The 19,011-nt window shown below is 68.9% G+C and carries 18 protein-coding genes; 8 read left to right on the top strand and 10 right to left on the bottom strand.

The window, feature by feature from the left end; translation table 11 throughout:
- The first annotated feature begins 2 nt into the window (after positions 1 to 2).
- Positions 3 to 2,507, top strand: a complete 2,505-nt coding sequence (locus IE325_RS20540) for an ABC transporter permease (RefSeq protein WP_229911903.1) — start codon at positions 3 to 5, stop codon at positions 2,505 to 2,507.
- A gap of 73 nt (positions 2,508 to 2,580) precedes the next feature.
- On the top strand, positions 2,581 to 3,036 hold the full coding sequence (locus IE325_RS20545; protein WP_190071422.1) for a hypothetical protein: 456 nt from the start codon (positions 2,581 to 2,583) through the stop codon (positions 3,034 to 3,036).
- Between the two features lie 65 nt (positions 3,037 to 3,101).
- Here IE325_RS20545 and IE325_RS20550 read toward each other — a convergent pair whose 3' ends face one another.
- Entirely contained in the window at positions 3,102 to 3,347 is a 246-nt protein-coding gene (locus tag IE325_RS20550; protein ID WP_190071423.1) for a hypothetical protein, read from the bottom strand.
- A gap of 245 nt (positions 3,348 to 3,592) precedes the next feature.
- Between IE325_RS20550 and IE325_RS20555 the strand changes: the two genes are divergently transcribed.
- Positions 3,593 to 4,315, top strand: a complete 723-nt coding sequence (locus tag IE325_RS20555) for a hypothetical protein (protein WP_190071424.1) — start codon at positions 3,593 to 3,595, stop codon at positions 4,313 to 4,315.
- Between the two features lie 93 nt (positions 4,316 to 4,408).
- Here the strand turns inward: IE325_RS20555 and IE325_RS20560 are convergent, their stop codons facing one another.
- The 5 genes from IE325_RS20560 to IE325_RS20585 form a co-directional block, all read right to left on the bottom strand.
- Complete coding sequence (locus IE325_RS20560; protein WP_190071425.1) at positions 4,409 to 5,677, bottom strand: MFS transporter; 1,269 nt, start codon at positions 5,675 to 5,677, stop codon at positions 4,409 to 4,411.
- Between the two features lie 52 nt (positions 5,678 to 5,729).
- Complete coding sequence (locus IE325_RS20565; protein WP_190071426.1) at positions 5,730 to 6,854, bottom strand: ArsR/SmtB family transcription factor; 1,125 nt, start codon at positions 6,852 to 6,854, stop codon at positions 5,730 to 5,732.
- Between the two features lie 268 nt (positions 6,855 to 7,122).
- On the bottom strand, positions 7,123 to 7,287 hold the full coding sequence (locus IE325_RS20575; RefSeq protein WP_190071427.1) for a hypothetical protein: 165 nt from the start codon (positions 7,285 to 7,287) through the stop codon (positions 7,123 to 7,125).
- Positions 7,271 to 7,429, bottom strand: coding sequence for a hypothetical protein (locus IE325_RS20580; RefSeq protein WP_190071428.1), 159 nt, complete (start codon positions 7,427 to 7,429; stop codon positions 7,271 to 7,273). Before IE325_RS20580 ends, IE325_RS20575 begins: the two co-directional genes overlap by 17 nt.
- 304 nt (positions 7,430 to 7,733) lie before the next feature.
- Positions 7,734 to 8,681 (bottom strand): DMT family transporter, encoded by a 948-nt coding sequence (locus IE325_RS20585; protein ID WP_190071429.1) that lies wholly within the window; start codon positions 8,679 to 8,681, stop codon positions 7,734 to 7,736.
- A 191-nt stretch (positions 8,682 to 8,872) separates the two neighbouring features.
- Between IE325_RS20585 and IE325_RS20590 the strand changes: the two genes are divergently transcribed.
- The gene (locus IE325_RS20590) at positions 8,873 to 9,208 is read left to right on the top strand and encodes a hypothetical protein (RefSeq protein ID WP_190071430.1); all 336 of its coding nucleotides are present in this window, start codon (positions 8,873 to 8,875) and stop codon (positions 9,206 to 9,208) included.
- A 170-nt stretch (positions 9,209 to 9,378) separates the two neighbouring features.
- On the opposite strand, the gene IE325_RS46665 is transcribed toward IE325_RS20590, so the two are convergent.
- Positions 9,379 to 9,720, bottom strand: a complete 342-nt coding sequence (locus tag IE325_RS46665) for an ATP-binding cassette domain-containing protein (protein ID WP_268256361.1) — start codon at positions 9,718 to 9,720, stop codon at positions 9,379 to 9,381.
- A gap of 889 nt (positions 9,721 to 10,609) precedes the next feature.
- Here IE325_RS46665 and chvE point away from each other — a divergent pair.
- Positions 10,610 to 11,704, top strand: a complete 1,095-nt coding sequence (gene chvE, locus IE325_RS20600; protein ID WP_190071431.1) for a multiple monosaccharide ABC transporter substrate-binding protein — start codon at positions 10,610 to 10,612, stop codon at positions 11,702 to 11,704.
- Between the two features lie 1,117 nt (positions 11,705 to 12,821).
- Here the strand turns inward: chvE and IE325_RS20605 are convergent.
- A complete protein-coding gene (locus IE325_RS20605; protein WP_190071432.1) occupies positions 12,822 to 13,469 on the bottom strand; it encodes a TetR/AcrR family transcriptional regulator in 648 nt (215 codons plus the stop codon).
- A gap of 141 nt (positions 13,470 to 13,610) precedes the next feature.
- On the opposite strand from IE325_RS20605, the gene IE325_RS20610 reads away from it, so the two are divergent.
- The 3 genes from IE325_RS20610 to IE325_RS20620 all read left to right on the top strand — a co-directional run bounded on the left by IE325_RS20610 (position 13,611) and on the right by IE325_RS20620 (position 17,177).
- Positions 13,611 to 14,549 carry an MBL fold metallo-hydrolase gene (locus IE325_RS20610; protein ID WP_190071433.1) on the top strand — a complete coding sequence of 313 codons (939 nt, stop codon included), beginning with the start codon at positions 13,611 to 13,613 and terminating at the stop codon, positions 14,547 to 14,549.
- Positions 14,550 to 14,637: 88 nt separating this feature from the next.
- Complete coding sequence (locus IE325_RS20615; protein ID WP_190071434.1) at positions 14,638 to 16,236, top strand: MFS transporter; 1,599 nt, start codon at positions 14,638 to 14,640, stop codon at positions 16,234 to 16,236.
- Entirely contained in the window at positions 16,233 to 17,177 is a 945-nt protein-coding gene (locus IE325_RS20620) for a fumarylacetoacetate hydrolase family protein (RefSeq protein ID WP_190071435.1), read from the top strand. Before IE325_RS20615 ends, IE325_RS20620 begins: the two co-directional genes overlap by 4 nt.
- A 118-nt stretch (positions 17,178 to 17,295) precedes the next feature.
- Here IE325_RS20620 and IE325_RS20625 read toward each other — a convergent pair whose 3' ends face one another.
- Together IE325_RS20625 and xynA are read right to left on the bottom strand one after the other, a co-directional pair.
- On the bottom strand, positions 17,296 to 17,997 hold the full coding sequence (locus tag IE325_RS20625; protein ID WP_190071436.1) for a polysaccharide deacetylase family protein: 702 nt from the start codon (positions 17,995 to 17,997) through the stop codon (positions 17,296 to 17,298).
- A gap of 183 nt (positions 17,998 to 18,180) precedes the next feature.
- Complete coding sequence (gene xynA, locus IE325_RS20630) at positions 18,181 to 18,849, bottom strand: endo-1,4-beta-xylanase XynA (RefSeq protein WP_190071437.1); 669 nt, start codon at positions 18,847 to 18,849, stop codon at positions 18,181 to 18,183.
- Positions 18,850 to 19,011 lie beyond the last annotated feature (162 nt).

The following is a 19,011-nucleotide window of genomic DNA, read 5'->3' on the forward strand; positions in this document are numbered from 1 at the left end:
CGGTGGCTTTCCAGACGCTGCGGGGCCGCTGGGTGTCGTTCCTCGGCACCGTGGTGGCGCTGGTACTCGGGGTCGCCCAGGTCGCGGCCATGGGCCTGCTGCTGACGGCCGTACGCGATCTGCCGGACCGGCCCGCGGAGCGATTCGCAGACGCCCCGGCCGTGGTGATGCCCTACGACCCGAACTGGAATCCCGCCCACCACGACTTGGGCGTACGCTCATTGCCGCAGGCCAAGGGCGTATCGCAGGACCTGCTGCGCAAGGTCTCCGGCACCGGCGGCACCGTGGTGGACCGGGCCTTCCACGCCCAGCTCGAAGGCGGCCCCAAGGACCAGGTCGGGCATCCCTGGCCGGTGGCGGGGTTCGGCGGGTACGCGTTGCGGGACGGCCGTGCGCCCGCCTCCGACAGAGAGATCGTCGTCCCCTCGGATCAGGCGCGGACCGGCGACAAGGTGACGGTGCTGACCGCCGCGGGCGTCGGAACGTACACGGTGAGCGGCACCGTCTCCCCGGTCGGCTGGGAGAACGCGGTCTTCTTCACCGACCCCGAAGCCGCGCGCCTCGCCCCACGGATCAACGCTCTGGTGGCACTCGGCCCGATCGAAGAGGTCCGCAAGGCAGTCCGCACGGCAGCCGGCAAGGACGCCGAGGTGCTCACCGGGCACAACCGTCACAAGGCCGACGCCAGCGAGGCCCGCGACCGAGAGGCGCTGGACAACACCATCACCCTCGTGCCGGTGATGGCCAGTGTGGCGGGCACGACGGCGGTGTTCGTGGTGGCCTCCACCTTCGCCTTCGCGGTGATCCAGCGCCGCCGCGAGATCGCCCTGCTCCGCACCGTGGGCGCCACCCCGCGACAGGTGCGCCGGATGATACGGAACGAGGCACTGCTGGTCAGCGGTTCCGCGTCGGCGGTGGGGACGGTACTCGGCCTGCTCGGCGCGCAGTTGCTCGCCGACATGCTGATCGGGCTGGACATCTCCCCACCTTGGTTCCGCATCGAACCCTCACTGCACTGGACAGTCCTGGCGCCGCTGGCCGCCGCCTTCCTCACCGGCGTCCTGGTGGCCCTCTGCGGGGTGACCGTCGCCGCACGCCGAGCCGGCCGTATCCGCCCCGTCGAGGCGCTGCGCGAGGCGGCGGTCGACGACTCCGGCATGACCCCCGGCCGACTCCTGCTCGGCGTCACGGGCCTGGTCGGCGCCGCCGGGCTGACCGCCTGGATCGCACTCGGCAACCCGGCCCTGGTCCTCTCGCCCAGCGCCTACGCCCTCGCGCTGCTGGTTCCGGTCCTGACCGCCGCCGTACTCGCACCGCTGGCTGTCGGACCGTTCACCCGGCTGCTGATGCGGCCGCTGCGCCACGTCTCGGGCCCCATCGCCATGCTCGTACGGGAGAGCGTACGGACCTCCCGGCGACGCACCGCCGCCACGGCAGCCCCCATCCTGCTCACGGTCGGCCTGACCTTCTCCCTCCTGTCCGCCACCGCCGCACTCGGCACGGCACGCGACAACGGACTGCGGAACCAGGTGAGTTCGGACTACGCACTCGCCCCCGACGGCACGCCGGGCATCAGCCCGCAGGTCGTCGAGAAGGTCTCCCGTATCGAGGGTGTACAGGTCGCGGCCCCCATCCTCACCACGATCTACATTCAGGACGAAGGCCGGCTGGAGGTGAACGACGGGCTCGTCGTGGACGGCGACGCCGCCCTGAAGCGGATGATGAACCTGAAGGTGGTCGAGGGTTCGTTGGACGCCATGGACGACAACAGCACGGTCGTGCCCGATGTATGGGGCAAGCACGCCGGCTCGAAGCTCAAGGCCCTGATGGCCGACGGCACAGAGACCAGCCTGCGCATCGCGGCCACTTACCACGCCGTGCGCGGCGAGGACGCCGCGTATCTGCCCCAGCGTTTCGCCGGGACCGCCGCGTACGCCCGCGACGGACTCGCAAGACGCGCCTACATCTCACTCGACTCCGGCACCGACCCCGCCACCGCGACCACGGCCATCCGCAAGGCGGTCGCCGGAACCGGAGCACGCTTCATCACCAAGGGCCAGTTGGCCGCCTCGGAGAGCGCGCACACCCGCCACCTGACCGAGGTGCGACAGCGCTCCATCACCGTGATCGTCGTGACGTTCTGCTTCATCGCCATCCTGAACACCCTGCTGATGTCGACCACCGACCGACGCCGCGACGTGGCGGTCCTCCGCATGACCGGAGCCACCCCGACCCAGGTCATACGCTTCTTCATCGCCGAATCGCTCCTGGTGACGGCGATCGGGGTGACCCTGGCAGCGATCGCGACCGCACTCAACCTCACCGCCCTGTGGGCCGCACTGCACGACCTGTTCGGCACGCCGCCCAGCAGGGTGCCCCACACAGTGATCGCGACTATCACCGCCACCACGGCCATATCCACACTGCTCGCCCTGATCGGAACGGTGCTGCCGGTGATCAAGGCACTGCGCGCCAGGACGGTGCAGCTGGCCGGTATCCGCGACTAGCGGCTGTAGTAGCTGGGGGGGCCTGAGTATTCCTACTCAGGCCCCCAACCCCCGTTCAAGGAACTCTGTATGCATGACCACGCCCTACGCAGAACCCCGGCCGCCCATGGCGCCCCGCATATCCGGAGCAGCTGCCACCGGCGCGGTACTGACCCTCGGCGCCGACCGCTTCCTCTCCTGGGTCGGGCACCAGAACACCCAGGCCTGCGAGACAACAGACGGCCTCTGCTTCACCTGGTGGGACCTGACCGCCATCCCCCTCATATTCACGACAGCACTGATCACTCTGATCGTCATCTACAAACAACTGGGCATCAGACCACGCCTCGCAGTCATCCCCCCGACGATCCTGCTGGCCCCATTCCCTCTCACGGCCGCGGAGGCGACCGCCGGCTGGTGGGCCGCGATCATCACGGGCGGGGCGTGGGCATCGTTGCTGGCTCTGGGGGCGTGGAGCCGGTACAGGATTCTGGGGCTGTCTGGGGCGGGGGCGGTGTTGCTGGCGTCGTTTGGGGTCTTGTACGGCTGATTGCCTGGCGGCGCTTTACCCTGCTCCGACGGCCATCCCTGACGTGCCACCGGCGGGATTCGAACTCACCCCGCAGCTCCAGAGGGCCCGGCAACCGCCCCAGAGATCTGTCGCGCCAACTCCTCCACGACCTGGGGCACGACGCGTTGAGCGCCCTCGTCTCGCAGTGCTTCGGCGAGTGCCTGATGGACCGCTGCGTACGGCTGCCCTGCATGTGAGGCGCGGGTCCGGCTGACCGCCCGCTCGATCTTCGCGAGGTGAGCTGCCACGATCGGCATCGCCTTGTCGTACTCGCTGGGGTCCACGGCCATGGGCCAAGTCGATCAGCGCCCATAGATCGAGTCAAGGCAGGCACCGAGCCATCAGCTTGGGAAGCTGCGGGTATTTGGGGCTGGTTCGGGGGCTGATCTGGGCGAACGGTAGTGATGCGCCTCGTCGGGCTCGGTTGCTTTCACCGTGCTTCCCCGCTGTTCCCCGCTCGTTCTGGTGCGCTTGTGGTGCGCCCTTTTGAAGGTGTGGAGGCAGGGGTGTCCGTGCCTCGTGTCATGATCCTCGGGTGCTGCAGATCCCGGGATATGAAGGCGGTCCTTTGATCGAGGGGAGCGCCTATCTGGAGGACCCCTTGTTCTGGCCGGTGCACCTGGGTACCTGTTTGCGTGGCGAAGACGCTCAGCGGGCTGCGTTCGGTGCGGACTGGGATGCGGCCATGGAGCTGTACCGTGCACTGTCCGCCGACCATGAGTGGCCGGTGTTCAGCGTGCCTCTGCGTTCGGGCCACACCATCTATGTCGTCTACCGCAACTTCGACGGGGAGCAAGGGGTGGATTACCTGATACATCACCCGGCGTGGCCCGCGGCGGAAATCCTCGCAGTGGACGACGGCCACTTCATGGGGCCCGGCACGGCCTGGCAGGAACTGCTGTCCGTTGCTCGGCAGCAGGGGCCAACGGGAGTTGGCGCTGCCGACGCTCGCCTGCTGCTGCTCTTCCCAACCCTCGGTGATGCGCGAATCCCCGACGACGCGGCTGCTCCCCTCACTGCCGCGCTCGCCGCGCTCACCTCGATTGAAGAGCCCGCCGAAGTAGCGGGGATGCTCCTGGAGAACCAGGGTCAGTGGGAGCCTGCCCACTGGAGGCCGGCAGACGCCGTCTGGATCAACGACGGCGGGCACTCCTACCGAAACCCGGACAACGCCTTCGCTCTGCCGGAGGGGCGCCTGCGGGAGATCAGCAACGCTTTGAACGGCGAGGAGCGACGGCCGAACCGGGTATCCGACTGAAGCTCTGAGCTGCCTGATGGCCCCAACGTGCTCGTTGTCAGCCTGCGGCGACCGTGTCCTCAGCCGACCTGCGCATCGCGATGATCCGCGCGATCACTCCGGTTTGGCCGTGATCACCGCTGTCTCTCCCGGCGCCGCGACGCTTGCCGTGCCGTCGGCCGTGACGAAGGGTTCCTGACCGGGCTGCCGTGGGCCGACGCATGCGAGGGTGAGCGTGGCGGTCACGGCCAGGACGACAACGGCGGCTCCCGAGAGCAGGAAGGCGTTTTCGACTCCGGCGAGGGTGATGGCGGTCGAGGCCACAAAGGGGGAGATCGCCAGGGCTCCCGCCACCCCGGCCTCCCACAGGCCGAGCGCCTTCGCCAGATGATGGCTCGGTATGCGCTGCTGCACCAGTGCGATCAAGGGAATGTCCGTGAGGGCCGACGCCAGCCCCGTGGCGGTCAGGAGAACCGCCGCCACAGCAGGGGAGGTGACCGTTCCCAGCGGAGCCCGGAAGATCCCGAGCAGGGCCCACGCCAGCACCGCGGCCAGTGCGAGTCTGCGGATGCGCAGGCCGGCCAGGAGCAGGGCGCCCACCACTTCGGCGACCCCGGCGACGCCGAGCAGCAGGCCGTATTGGCCACCCTGCCCCACGACCGCGACCAGCCCGACGGTCAGGAAACCGTTGGTCAGGGCGAGGGCGAGCACGAAGGTCACGATGACCACGAGTACATCGGGAGCGGCCCGCACTGCCCTGAGCCCGGCGCTGAGATCGGACCACAGCCCGGTCTGACCGCCGGCCGGGGCGGGGCGGGTCACGCGGATGGCTGCCACGGCGACCGCCGAGCCCAGGAAGGTCAGCCCGTTCACCACCAGCACCGACTGCAGCGAGCCGAAGGCCAGCAGCGGCGCGAGCATGAGCGGGCCGACGAAGAAGGCGGCCCGGAAGGCGACTTGCAGCAGCCCGTTGGCCTGCTGGAGGCGCTCGTCCGGCACGATCTGCGGGACGATGGCGTTGCGGGCCGGGGCGAACGGGGCGCCGATCAGCGCCAGCAGCGCCGTGGTCGCCACGAGCAGGGGCAGGTTCAGCAGGTCGAGGGCGAGCAGGACCGAAGCCACGGCCACCACGGCGACCCGGGCCAGGTCGGTGGCGATCATCAGCTTCCGGCGGTCGCGGCGGTCGGCGTACGAGGCGACGACGAAGGTGGCCACGAACGCGGGCGCGAACGCGGAGACGCTGACCAGGGCGACGGCCGTGGGGTCCTTCGTCAGTGACCAGGCCAGCCAGGCGGTCGCGGCGGTGTACAGGCCGTCGCCGAAGCGTGAGATGCCCTGACCGGCGAAGAGAAGCAGGAAGTTGCGGTCCTTCAGCAGTGACATGCGGCCACTGTCGGGTTCCGTCGGGGGCCTGATCCACTTATTAGGCAGATGGCTAATCAGTCACATCAGTCGCCTCGCCGTCGCCGTGCAGGAAGCTTTCCAGGCTGGGGGTCAGGCCCGCCACCTGTCCGGGCGCGAGCCGGTACAGGACGTAGTAGCCCTCGCGGCGGCGCTCCAGCAGGCCCGCGTCCGCCAGCACCCGCAGGTGCTTGGACAGGGCGGCCTCGCTGACGCCGACGAGCGGGGCCAACTCCTGGGTGCTGCGCGGGCGTTCGGCGAGCAGTCGCAGGGCGCGCAGCCGGGTGTCGTCGGCGAGCGCGCGGAGTGTGCCGACGAGCCTGGTCGGCGGAATCCGCGGGCGGGCTTCCCGGACGATCGAGGAGACGGGGAAGACGAGCCCGAGGGGCCACGGACCGTCGCAGTTGACGCGTACGTGCGGCCACACGTAGGCGCTGGGGGCGAGGACGAGTGTGTCGTCCGGGCCGATGGCGACCTCGTGGTCGTGCGGTCGCTCCAGCCAGAAGCGTTCGGCCTGCGGATCGCTGCGCACCTCCGGCCACAGGCCGCGGAGCATCCCGTACAGGCCGCGCTGCTCGATCTGGTGTCCGGCCTCGCTGACGCCGGCGGCGAGTTCGGGTTCGAGCCGTGCCCATTCCTCCTGGAATGCCTCCCGCCAGTAGCGCTCCAGCATGCTCAGGAACCGTTCGAGCAGCGCGCGGGGGTCGTCGAGGAGCATCGCGGCCATCGCTTCGTCGCTTTCCCGTGCGACTCGCTCCCGCAACTGGCCGCGTACCTCCGGTCCGTCCAGCACGTGCGGATCCCTGCCCTCGCCACCGCCCGGCCAGGGTGTGAGCAGGGGGACGGCGAACTCCAGGCGGACCAGCTCCGGATCCGCCCCGCGCAAGCCGGCCATTTCTTCTGCGAAGTCCGCCAGTCCGCCGGTCGGCTGCGGAAAGAGGAACTCGGGGAAGTACGAGCGCACCGCGTACGAGAATGCCTCGATCTCCCGCTTCAGCGCCGGGGACAGCTTGCGCATCGCACGCACCCAGCCGTGCTGGACGGGGTGGTGCTTGGGCTCCACCAGCACATGGAGACTCAGTACGGCTTCCATCGTCGGCGAGTAGGCGAACCCCACCCGCTCCGCACCGCCGGCAGGGACCCGGAACACGATCGTCATGACCCGTCATCCTTGCCTCACGGCATCCGCGACGGGAGCCGCGCCGCGCCGCGTTCTCGGCCTTCGGCCTACCCCGATGCCGTGAGCGTGTGCAGGACGGCGTCGGCCATGGCGCGTTCGCCGCGCTCGCCTGGGTGGACGGCGGCCGCGTCGCTGTCGGTGAAGAGGGGTTCGATCCAGCGGGTGCCCGCGTCCGCGCAGGCATCGTGACCCTCGAAGGGCGTGCAGGTGTCGACGTAGTGGGCTCCAGCGGCTTCGGCGCGCTGCTTCAGAATCGCGTTGAGCTGTCCTCCTGCTCGCGAAAGTACGTCATGTCGCCGGGCGCGATGGGCAGTTCGCGGCCGCACTCGTCGATGCCGGAGGGCAGGATCACGGGGTGGCCGACGACGTAGCTCTCTGCCTCGGGCGCGCGGCGCTCAACCTCCTCCAGCACGGCGGAGAGCTTTTCGCCGGGTCTGCTTGATCTTGTGCTGCACCTCGTCGGTGCCGCTGTAGCTGACGTACTGCCGCTCGCAGGGGCGGTCCTCGGGGATGTACTTGCTGATGCCCAGGGCCTGATACGCCACTCCCATCATGACGCTCCGTCTGATCAGCGAGGCGAAGCCGCTGTCGTTGCCGCCGATCCCGAGGGTGACCAGCCGGAGCTGGCCCGCGCGACGATCAGTACCACGAACGAGTGATCACGAACCGAGAGGGAAGGGGCTTGGCGTCCTCTCAGACGATCACACACCCAACCACGTGACAACGCCGTGCACAGGGCGACAGGCATCCAGCCGGTGAACGATGCTGGAAAGCCGTATGCGGGAGAACCGTACATACGGTTTGGAAATGCGGGGACTGGACCGGGAGCGGCCGCCACCTCGCCGGTCCCCGACGCTCCTAGGCTCGGGTTTGGGCAAGCGCCGGGTTCTGGGTGGGGGTGTCGGTCGGGGCCGGGACGTTCTTCCCGGGGTTCTCCGCCGTGCCGAACCAGGCGACCGCGACCGCGCCCGAGACCGCCAGGACGAAGCCGGTCACCGCCAGCCAGGCGAAGCCGGGGCGTGAGGCGTCCCCCAGCCACCAGACGCCGATCATGCCGGGCAGCACGGTCTCGCCGACCACCAGTGCCGCCGTCGCCCCGTTCACCGAGCCGATCTGCAGCGCGACGGTGTGCAGGTACATGCCGCCGATTCCGGCGACCAGAATGGCGTACAGGGCCGGGTCGGTGAGCAGCGTGCCCAGGTCGAACGGATCGATCCCGTTCAGCACTCGCACGCCCACGCCGAGCGCGCCGAAGCCGAGACCGGAGAGCAGACCGGCCAGGATCGCGGCCCGGGCGCCGAGCAGCCGGACCAGGACCGTGCCGCCCGCCATCAGCAGCAGTGAGATCGCGAGGAGCCACCAGTGGGTGGTGATCGGCGTGTGCCCGCTGCCCTCGGGGCCCGCCGCGCTCGCGAGCAGCACCAGCGCCGAGCAGACGACTGCGATCGAGGTCCACTCCGCCCGGGTCAGCCGGATGCCGAGCAGCTTGACGCTCAGGACGGCCGTGATGATGAGGTTGGCGCTGATGACCGTCTGGGAGAGGAACAGCGGCAGCAGACGGGCGGCGAGCGCGCCGAGCCCGAAGCCGATGAAGTCCAGGACCGTGCCGACGACGAACTCCCAGGTCATCGCGGCCTGGGCGGTGGAGGAGAGACTGGGGCCGCCATGCGCGGTGACCTGTCCGGTGGTGTGCCCGGCGGCGGCCGCCTCTCGGCGGGCCGACTTGCGGGAGCCGACGGCCTGGAGGACGGAGCCCGTGCCGTAACAAATCGAGGCCGCAACGGCGGTCAGGAGTCCTATGAGCACCGAGCACTCCGTTCAGGGGGTGGTTCCTGGCTGTTCTCCCTGCCAGACGTGGGATCGACCGCCCGCGTTGCGTGGGGCGGGTCTGCGTCGAGACGGACGTGAAGAAGGCCGTCCGGCATCCCGCAGGGGACGCGGCGTAACGATCAAGTGGAGATGCCCGCTGCGTGTTCACGCTGGAGTACGTACCTGCGATGTTCGGTTTGAGCCGCTGCTCGGCACCGCTCATCGACGACCAGCGCCTCTGGGCGAAGACATACGAGCTGCTGGACGACTGGACCGTGCTGCTGACCTGCTTCCTGCCCGCTGCTGTGAGCGGCGCGGCGGTGCTTCTCGCTGTCACCAGGCAGGGCCGGGAGCTCGTCGTGCACCTGGGCGACGGCGCCGACGAGAACAACCACCGGCACCCGGTTGCGGACCGGGGCCAGGCGATCCGGACGGAGATCGAACGCGACCCGCTGTTCGGCGACGTGAAGCCGGAAGGCAACCGACTGCTGCGGCAGCCGGGCGACATGCCGCTGCGTACGTGATCCCGCACATGACGCCCTGTGCCGGGCAGTCCGCTCACGCATCGCGCACGCACGAAGCCACTCAAGGCATGACATTGTGCCAAGTGGTGCAGCCGGTCAAGGGTCGTGAACGCACGGGGGTCTGCGCGGGACCCCTGAACCCGGCCCGGCTAGTGCAGCGTCTGTGCCGGTCAGCCCGGCCAGAGGTTCGCCTCGCCGGGCACGTGGGCGACGCACTGACGCGCCTGCACCGGACGGGCCGCCTGAGCGTCGACACCGAAGATGTCGGCCCGCCCGGCGTCGGCGCGGATCAGCTTGAGCGGGCAGCGGATCGTGGTGGCTTTCCCGGCGCCGTTGGGGCCCAGGCAACCGAGGATTTCGCCCTCGGCCACCTCCAGATCGAGCGGCCGAAGGGCGACTGCGGTACCGAAGGACTTCGCCAGCCCAACGGTACGAATCGCTGGCGCCGTAGCCGCCTCCCGACAACCGATGGATCCACCTCGGGGTCGAGTCCCGCGAGGTGGTGTAAGCAATCATGCGCTTCGCCCTCCTGTGCCTGGCTCGCGACGATCTCCCCGTTGGCGCGGCACACGAAGCGGCCCGGTCAGACGCCGGGAGTGCCCCAGCCGGCCGAAGTACCCAGCGTGCCCTGCGAGTTCCGGTCCGTTGATCGGCTACACCACCCGACGGGAAACCGGAGCGGCATGTCCATGACTATCTCGCCAGGCGCCTCGCCCCGCTCCCCTGTTGGAGACCGAAAGCGATCTCCAACACCCTTCTGTAACCGTTCCAGTTCGCCCCGTTGACACCCCGCACACCCGCCCTTACTGTCACGCCAGCATTCCGAACATGTGGCGACATTTCGAACGCTGAAAGGCGAGTGTCCTGTGCATCCCGGAAGCAGCACGCACGTGGCTGGAACGCCGCGGCGCAGCATGACGCACGTACAGGTGCACACCGAAGGGATCACGAGAGTCGGCGAGCCCCGGATGCCGGGCCGTAGCAAAGCCCTGATCGATGACCTGCGGGACACCGAGGTGCCTGAGCGCCGTCTTGAGCAACGTGCCGGCCGACCTGACCTTGCCCATTGAGCGAAGTCCGCCGGTTGCTCACTCGCCTTGAAACCTGTGCACAAGAGACCCGACGATCTCGGCGGCTACGTGCGTACCCACGAGAGCGCCGAGCTGATCCGGTTCGGCGCACCGCTCTGTCTGAAGCTCGGTCTGTCCAGGGCACCCGGCTGTCTACCCGTACGGCAACCTTCTGCGGACCTGGCCCTGGACACCGCCCGGGAGCGGGTACGGCGCGTCCGACTCGCTCTCGCCCTGTCGGCCGACTGCCCGGCCCGCTCCACCGCTTCCCCATCCACGCCTGATGCGCCGTCACCCCGCTCAACGACGAGAAGAACAAGGAACAATCACCATGTTCAACCGAAGAGCCTCCCTCGCCGCCCTCGCCGGAGCTGCCTCCCTCGCCCTCACCTTGTCCGCATGCGGCCAGAACAGCGAGGGCAGCTCCGAGGGCAGCTCCGACGGCGGTACCGTCGGCATTGCCATGCCGACCCGGACGTCCGAGCGCTGGCTCATCGAAGGCAAGAGCCTCGTCGAGGACCTGAAGGGCAAGGGGCACAAGACCAAGCTGGTCTACGGCGACGACGACCCGAAAGCCCAGGTCTCACAGATCGAGGACCTGATCAAGCAGGGCGTCGATGTACTGATCATCGCGGCCATCGACGCCAAGTCGCTGAACGGCGTGCTTCAACAGGCCGCCGATGCGGAGATACCGGTGATCTCCTACGACCGGCTCATCCTCGGTACCAAGAACGTCGACTACTACGTCTCCTTCGACAACGAGATGGTCGGCCGGTTCCAGGCCGGCTACATCGTCAGGAAGCTCGGCCTGGATGACGGCAAGGGCCCGTTCAACATCGAGTTGTTCGCAGGCTCCCCCGACGACAACAACACCAGATACTTCTTCGAAGGTTCGATGGCGCTCCTGCAGCCGTTCCTGGACAGCAAGCAGTTGGTCGTCCCCTCCGGCAAGACCGCGCTCAACCAGATCACCACGCCGCGCTGGGACGGGCCCACCGCGCAAAAGCGCATGAGCGGCACCCTCACCGAGTGGTACGGCAGTAAGAAGGTCGACGCGGTCCTGTCGCCGTACGACGGCATCTCCAGGGGCGTCCTGTCTGCGCTGAAATCGGATGGCTACGGCTCCGACAGCAAGCCTCTCCCGGTCATCACGGGCCAGGACGCCGAACTGGCCTCGGTGAAGTCGATCATCGCGGGTCAGCAGTCGCAGACCGTCTACAAGGACGTCCGCCGGCTCGCCGACGCCGCCGCAGAAATGGCCGACGACATCCTCGACGACAGGACGCCGTGGGTGGACAACACTGGGGATTACAACAACGGCGCCAAGGACGTGCCTGCCGTCCTGCTGCAGCCGACGAGTGTCGACAAGACCAACTACGATGTTCTGGTCGTGGACGACTACTTCACTGCCGACGAGCTCAAGTAGCAGCAGAGCTCTGTGTGATACGCGTGGGCCACTCCCCAGGACATCCCTGACAGTCAGTGATCACCAGCGTTGATGTCAGAAGTGAATGTCAAAGGCTCCGGACCGTGAAGCCTCGCACTGACCGCCCTCGCTCCGGCGCACGCCGAGCACATGGCCGACTCCGGGTAAAGGGAGGCCACTTACTCCACCGCGACCCACGTCGTCCAGCTCACTGTGCGCCCGTCACCACCCACACCGGCGGCACGGACGGCCTGAAGGCCGCCAGGCCCACGCAGACGCGATGACATGCTCTCCGCCGTACCGGGCGTCAAGCCTCTCCACACGTACGACACCGTCGTCAACGGCTTCGCGGCCAGGCTGACGTGCCAGAGGGCGTTACGAGCCGGCCGTACACCCTGCACATCTGGCTCCCCGGCGACGGCTCCCGCCCCGACCACCCCGTCACAGCCGGGCCCTGCCTCCCACCGGGTGGGCATGGGGACACGCAAGCATGATGGTGTCCTGCAACGGCCTCCGGCCGAGAAGTCCACCGTCTGCCTGCGCCTGGTGAAGAACGGCACCAGCACGGTCGGCCGGAGGTGCCGTCCGTCACGCTCACGCCGTAGGGACGCGGAGAACGGGAACGGTCCCGGAGGACGGCGAATGCACGGTGGGGCGCCCGTTCCCGAAGCGGAGCCAGAGCCCGACAGCGCGGAGATGCCAGGCCGGGCATCCGTGCCGGATGATGCTGATTTGCTGGGTGATTCTCGGCAGATCAACTTCCCGCCCGCTCACGCAAACGGCCCCGGACGAGGAGTCCGAGGCCGAGTAGGAGCCCTCCCTGGGGGAGGAACCCCAGGTCAGAGCGGAAACGCGTTGTGCCCCCGGCAGGATTCGAACCTGCGACACCCGCTTTAGGAGTTTTCCTTGGGCGAGGCTGTGACCTGCAGAATTGTCGGCTGCAGGGTGCCTGGACTGGGATAACACCCCTCCATGGTTCTCACGTGTTCGCGCGGTTTCCCGGCCTCACGTGTGCTGGATCCGTTCTGCCCGCCACCGTCCGACGGGGCATCGGCTGTTGGTCAACCGCTGATATGGGGCACCGGGTCCTGCCTCAAGGCGGCGGTCAGGGGAACCGTCACGGGTCCCGGGCATGTGACTCGTCGGCAAGAAGGCCCAGCAGGATGATGTCGAGCGCCCCGGCGAGGCGCTCGTGCAGGTCGAAGGGGGCCGGTTCCTCGCGGATCCAGCGCAGGATCGTCGAGAAGTAGCAGGCGGCCAGCAGTTGGCCGGCCTGGTCGCAGTCGACGCCCGCCCTGATCTCCCCGCGTTGCCGCCCCTGCTCGACGATCCTGGCGAGTTCGATGTCCAGGGACGGGTCCTGCAGAAGTTGCCCGTACCGCGCTGAGGCGTCCATCAGGACGGTGGTCTCGGCCCGGGAGGCGACGTTGAGGTCGGCCATCTCCTTCAGGTAGCGGCGCAGCCGGTCGCCGACCGGCAGGTCCTCGGCGTGCTCCGCGCCGAGGATCTCAGCGACGCGGGCACGGCGGCGGACTCCCCATTCCTCGAGGAAGCCGACCTTCTGTGCGAAGTGGTTGAAGACGGTGGCCCGGGCGACATCGGCGGCCTCGGCGATCTGCTCCATGGTGGTCGCCTCGTACCCCTGGGCGACGAAGAGGCCGACCGCCGTCTCGTACAGCTGGTCGTGCAGCTTCCGGCGCTTGCGCTCCTGGCGTCCGACGGTCGCGCCGGTCTCGGAGGCGGCTGCCGCGTCCCGGATCTTCATGGCCCCCAGTACAACACAGGGCCGCACGCCTCTTGACCCCTCCCCGGCGCTTATCTAGATTCCTCTCCATTGTTGGACTCCAGTCCATCAATGGATTCGAATCTCGCTATGCAGATCGCGGGACGCCGACAAGGAGGCAACGTGGCTTCCGTGACATCCCGAACGGGCCGTGTCGAGCTCGGACACGGCTGTTACGCCTGGATCGCGGGCGATGCCGGATGGGGCATGAGCAACGCCGGGCTGATCGCCGGCCGGGGCGCGTCGCTGCTCGTCGACACCCTCTACGACCTGCGGCTGACCAAGACCATGCTCGACGCGCTGGCGCCACTGACCGCCCCGGCACCGATCTCCACCGTGGTCAACACCCACGGCAACGGCGACCACTGGTTCGGCAACCAGCTCGTGTCCCACGCCGAGATCATCGCGGCACGGGGATCCGTGGCGGACATGCGGCAGGTGGGCCCCGCCGAGATGCGGGCGCTGACCGGCATGGACAGCCCGGCCGGACACTTCGCCCGCCGGATCTTCGGCCGCTTCGACCACACCGGCATCGAACCCGTCCTCCCGAACCGGGTCTTCGACGGCGAGACCGTCCTCGACATCGGCGGAATGGAGGTCCGCCTCATCGACGTGGGGCCCGCGCACAGCGCCGGCGACACGATCGTCCACGTGCCGCAGGCCCGGACCGTCTACACCGGCGACATCGTCTTCGCCGGAGCGGCGCCGGTCGTCTGGCACGGTCCCTTCGCCCGCTGGCTCTCCGCCTGCGACCTGCTGCTGGGCCTCGACGCCGACATCGTCGTACCCGGCCACGGCCCCGTCACCACCAAGCAGGCCGTCCGCGAGATCCGTGACTACCTGGAATACGTCCACGAGCAGGCCACCGCCCGCTTCACGGCCGGTATGCCCGCCATGGAAGCGGCACGCGACATCCGCCTCGGCCGCTTCGCCGAGCTGGACGAGAGCGAACGCCTCGCCGTCAACGTGCACACCGTCTACCGGGAGCTCGACTCCTCACTGCCCCCGCTCGACGGTCCCGGCCTGTTCGGCTGCATGGCCGAGCTCTGCCCCAGCCTCTGAAGTCTCTGACGCCGCTCCCCGCACCAACGGCTCTCCCCTCCGTCCCCTCGGGCCGTACGACCCGCCAACCCCTCCCCAAGGAGGAGACATGGTCTCCACCCCTGCCTACGACCCACCCGCCACCTCGTCCGACGCCGCTCCGGCCTCCCCGGCCCGGCACACCGGCACGATCATCGCCGGCTGTCTGGCCGTTTGCCTCGCCCAGATCGGCCTGGTGCTGCCCGCCGCGATCAACGGCGAGATGCAGCGCACCCTTCAGACGTCCGGCGCGGAACTGACCTGGATCAGCGATGCCTTCCTGGTGCCCGCCGCCGTCCTCGCCCTGACCTTCGGCGTCCTCGGCGACCGCCACGGCCGCAAGAGACTCGTCGTCGGCGCGGCACTGCTGGCCGCTGTCGGTTATCTGGTGTCCGCTACCTCCGACACCCCGGCTCAGCTGATCACCGGCCAGGCGATCTCCGGCATCGGAGCCGCCGCGCTCTTCCCCGCCTCCCTGACGATGATCACCGCGATCACGACCACACCGGCCGCACGTGCCAGGGGCCTGGCCTCATGGACCACAGCCCTGTCGCTCGGCGCCTTCATCGCCCCACTCATGTCCGGCGGCATCGTCGAACACGCGCCCTTCCAGTGGGCGTTCGGTGTCACCGGCGTGCTCGCCGTGATCACCGCCGTGGCGGCCTGGCTGCTCGCCACCGAGTCCAGCGCTCCGGAGGGCCGCTCGCTGGACTGGCCGGGGCAGATCACCATCGCCGTGGCCCTGCTCTCCCTGCTGTACGGCATCATTCAGGGCCCATCGGACGGCTGGAGCTCGGCGCCCGTCGTCGCGTCGTTCGCTGCCTTCGCCATCTTCATCGGCGTGTTCACCGTGGTGGAGAACCGCAGCGCGGCCCCGATGCTGCGGCTGAGCCTCTTCCGTATCCCGGCGTTCGCCGCATCCGCCGCCATGGCGGTGATCGGCATGCTGGGCTTCCTCGGCGGCGCGTACGACCTGAGCATCCGCCTCGGTGTCATTCAGCACCAGCGCCCCTTCCAGGCCGCGATACCAGTCATGATCATCCAGGTCTGCACGCCGTTCATCTGGCCCCTGCTGGTCCGCCTGCTGCACCGCATCGGCCCCGGCCCCATGCTCGTCACCGGCTTCCTGGCGATGGCCGCGGGCCAGCTGTGGCTGCGAGCGCTGCCGATCCAGGACACCGCTCTGCCGCCCATGCTGGGCCCGTTGATCCTCAACGGCATCGGCTTCGGCCTGGTCGTCGCCGCGATCACCGCCGCCGCCGTCAACGTCGTACCGCAGAACCTGACCGGCATGGCAGCCGCCACCACCAGCCTGGTCCGCGACCTCGGCCAGACCCTCGGCCCGGCCGTTGTCGGCGCCGTCGCCCTCGGCATGGCCGCCGACCAACTGACCGGGAGCCTCGCGGACGCCGGACTGACCCCGAAGGAGCACGGCATCGCCTCCACCATCCTGCACGAGGGCGGCCCGATAGCCCTGCACAGCGCCGACCTGGGCCCGCTCAGCGCCAAGCTCGCTCCCTACACCACGGACGCCCTGGCCGGCGGCTACAACAACGGACTGATCCTCACCGCCGCCGCCTGCGTGACCGCCGCCGTGATCGCCGCCGTGTTCGTCGGCTTCCGGCGCGGCGGCACCGCGCCGGCCGAGGCGGAGGGGAGCACGGCGTGAAGTTCGCGAGCTTCGTCCACGACGGAAAACGGCAGTCGGGAGTCGTCGCCGACGACCAACTCCACCCCTTCGAACACCCCGTCGACCTGCTGGACCTGATCGTGGAGGGCGAGGAGGCCCTGCGCGGGGCGGGAGAACGCGCTCTGACCGCCTCCCTGCCCGTGCCCCTGGCCGACGCGCGCCTGCTGCCGCCGATCCAGCCGCCCACCGTTCGCGACTACATGACCTTCGAGAGCCACGTCGAGGGAGTCGCGCGGGGATACGGCGACACCGTCCCCGAGGAGTGGTACGCCGCACCGGCGTTCTACTTCACCAACCCCTACGCGGTGATCGGCGCCCACGACGATGTGCCGGTACCGCCGGGCTGCGGGCGCTTCGACTTCGAGCTGGAAGTCGCGGCCGTCATCGGCAAGGTGGGCCGGGACCTGCCCCCCGAGCAGGCCCGCGACCACATCCTCGGCTACACGATCCTCAACGACTGGTCCGCCCGCGACCTCCAGGGCCGCGAGATGAGAGTCAAACTCGGCCCGGCCAAGGGCAAGGACACCTCCACCACCCTCGGCCCCTGGCTCGTCACCGCCGACGAACTCGAACCCCACCGCGACGCCGACGGCTTCCTCGACCTCGCCCTCACCGTCGCCGTCAACGGCGAGACGATCGGACAGGACCGACTGGCCAACATGGCCTGGACGTTCGAGGAGATGGCCGCCTACGCCTCCCGCGGCACCTGGATCCGCCCCGGCGACGTCCTGGGCTCCGGAACCTGCGGCAACGGCGGCTGCCTGGCCGAACTCTGGGGCCGGGGCGGCGTCCTGGAACCTCCGCCCCTTGTGCCCGGCGACACCGTCACCATGACGGTCGAGGGCATCGGCACCATCAGCAACACCGTTGTTGAGGGCGTCGCTCCCGTGCCGTTGGCCTCCGCCCGCCGCAGGAGCTGACTGGGCGGATTCTCTGGGGGTTCGGGGTCAGCCTGTGCTGCAGGAGACGGTTGGCCAGGTCCACTTGCCGTTGCCGTTCGGCTTGGCGGTCAGATGACCTTCGGCGGGGACTGTACGTTCATCGTGCGGCACCCGCCGCCGCTGCTGCCGTCGGAGCCACGGCGCGGCCGGTTTGCGGGGAGATCATGCCGGCGCACAGGCTACGGCTTGCCAGCCCCTGCGCGATGCGGGGAATGGCTGTGCGGGAGTTGGCGGCCCAGTCGTGCATGAGGATGACCTGGCCGCTGGTGAGCCGGCCGGCCGCTGCCACGATCGCGTCGGTGCTCGCGCCGTTCCAGTCCTGCGAGTCGACGTTCCAGATGATCTCGGTCAGGCCGTACTTGGTCGCGACGGCCTTCACCGTCGAGCTGGTCTCGCCGTACGGCGGCCGGAACAGCTTCGGCGTACCGCCGCCCGCGGCCGCGATGGCCTGCTGGGTCCGGGAGATCTCCGAGTCGATCGTCGCCTGACTCTGCTGGGCCAGATGCGGGTGGGTGTAACTGTGGTTGCCTACCCACATGCCGGCACTGACCTGCGCCTTGACTTGGGCCGGGTAGGCGGCGGCGTACTGGCCCTGGTTGAACATCGTGGCCCGCAGCCCGTTCTGGGTGAGCGCGTTGAGCAGGGCCGGGGTGTTGCCGGACGGGCCGTCGTCGAAGGTGAGCCCGACGTATCCGTTGCAGGTGGCGGCCTGTGCCGGGGCGGCGGTGTCGACGGTGAGGGTGCCGGCGGCAGCGAGCGCGGCGACGACGAGTAGCGAGAGACGTGGTGTGGCTTTCATGAGGAGCGGTCCTCCAGCCTGGGGGATTCGGAGGTAGGTGCCGGGGACTGGGACAGCCGGCACCGATGTTCCGGATGGAGAGGGGGCAGGGAGCCAGGTGCAGAGCGTCCCCACGGGCGGACGGCACGTTCGTCGTCACGGTCGCCGCGCGACCGCTGCTCCGCAGCCCCCCTCCGAACTGGCCTAGCTCACGGTGATGTTGGAGCTCCCGCTGCTCTGGTATCCCTCGGTGGCGAGGATCATGTAGTAGTTGAAGCTCCCCAGGCGCATTCCGGCGCGGGCCCAGGCATCGAAGTGGTTGCCGGTGGTGATGGCGCCACCGGTCCGCTTCGACTGCCGGACGCTCCAGTACTGGTTGAACGTGCGGATGCCTTCGACCGACGGGGCGTTGTAGCGCGTGGTCTGGTAGATGTCGTACGTGCCGCCGTCGCTGGTGACGGCGCCCTTGTACGTTCCCGTGGGCCGGTAGGTGCCCCAGCTGTCGACGATGTAGTACTCGACGAGCGGGTTCGACGTCCACCCGTAGAGAGTCAGGTAGCCGTTGCCGGACGGGTTGAAGCTGCCGGAGTAGGTCACGGTCCGGCGTGAGCCGTTGCTCCAGCCCTTGCCGGCGACGAAGTTCCCGGTGTTCCGCCACGAGGTGCTGTAGTTGCCGCCGGAGTTCAGAGTCATGGAGACCGTGCCCTGGCTGTCCGTCCAGAACGAGTAGTAGTACCCGTTGTTGGTTCCGGTCTGGTTCGTGGTGATGACCGTGGCCGCCTCGGCGGTGCCGGGCAGGGCCAACGTGGCTCCGGTGGCCAGCAGCAGGCTGCAGACGCTGCGGCGCGTCGGGTGTGCGGGTCCGTCGTTCATGAGCGTGCTTCCTCCTCGTCCTCGTGGTTGAGATCTGCCAACGGCGAACAGTTTTGGTATGGCCCTGCCAACTGTCAATAGTTTCGGTATTGATCCCGAAACATTCGTTCGGCCAGATGGCATTTTGTAGAGGCGTTTTACCTGCTTGTAGGCATAATCGAT

Origin of the sequence: Streptomyces lanatus (assembly GCF_014655715.1) — a bacterium.
Classification (GTDB): domain Bacteria; phylum Actinomycetota; class Actinomycetes; order Streptomycetales; family Streptomycetaceae; genus Streptomyces; species Streptomyces lanatus.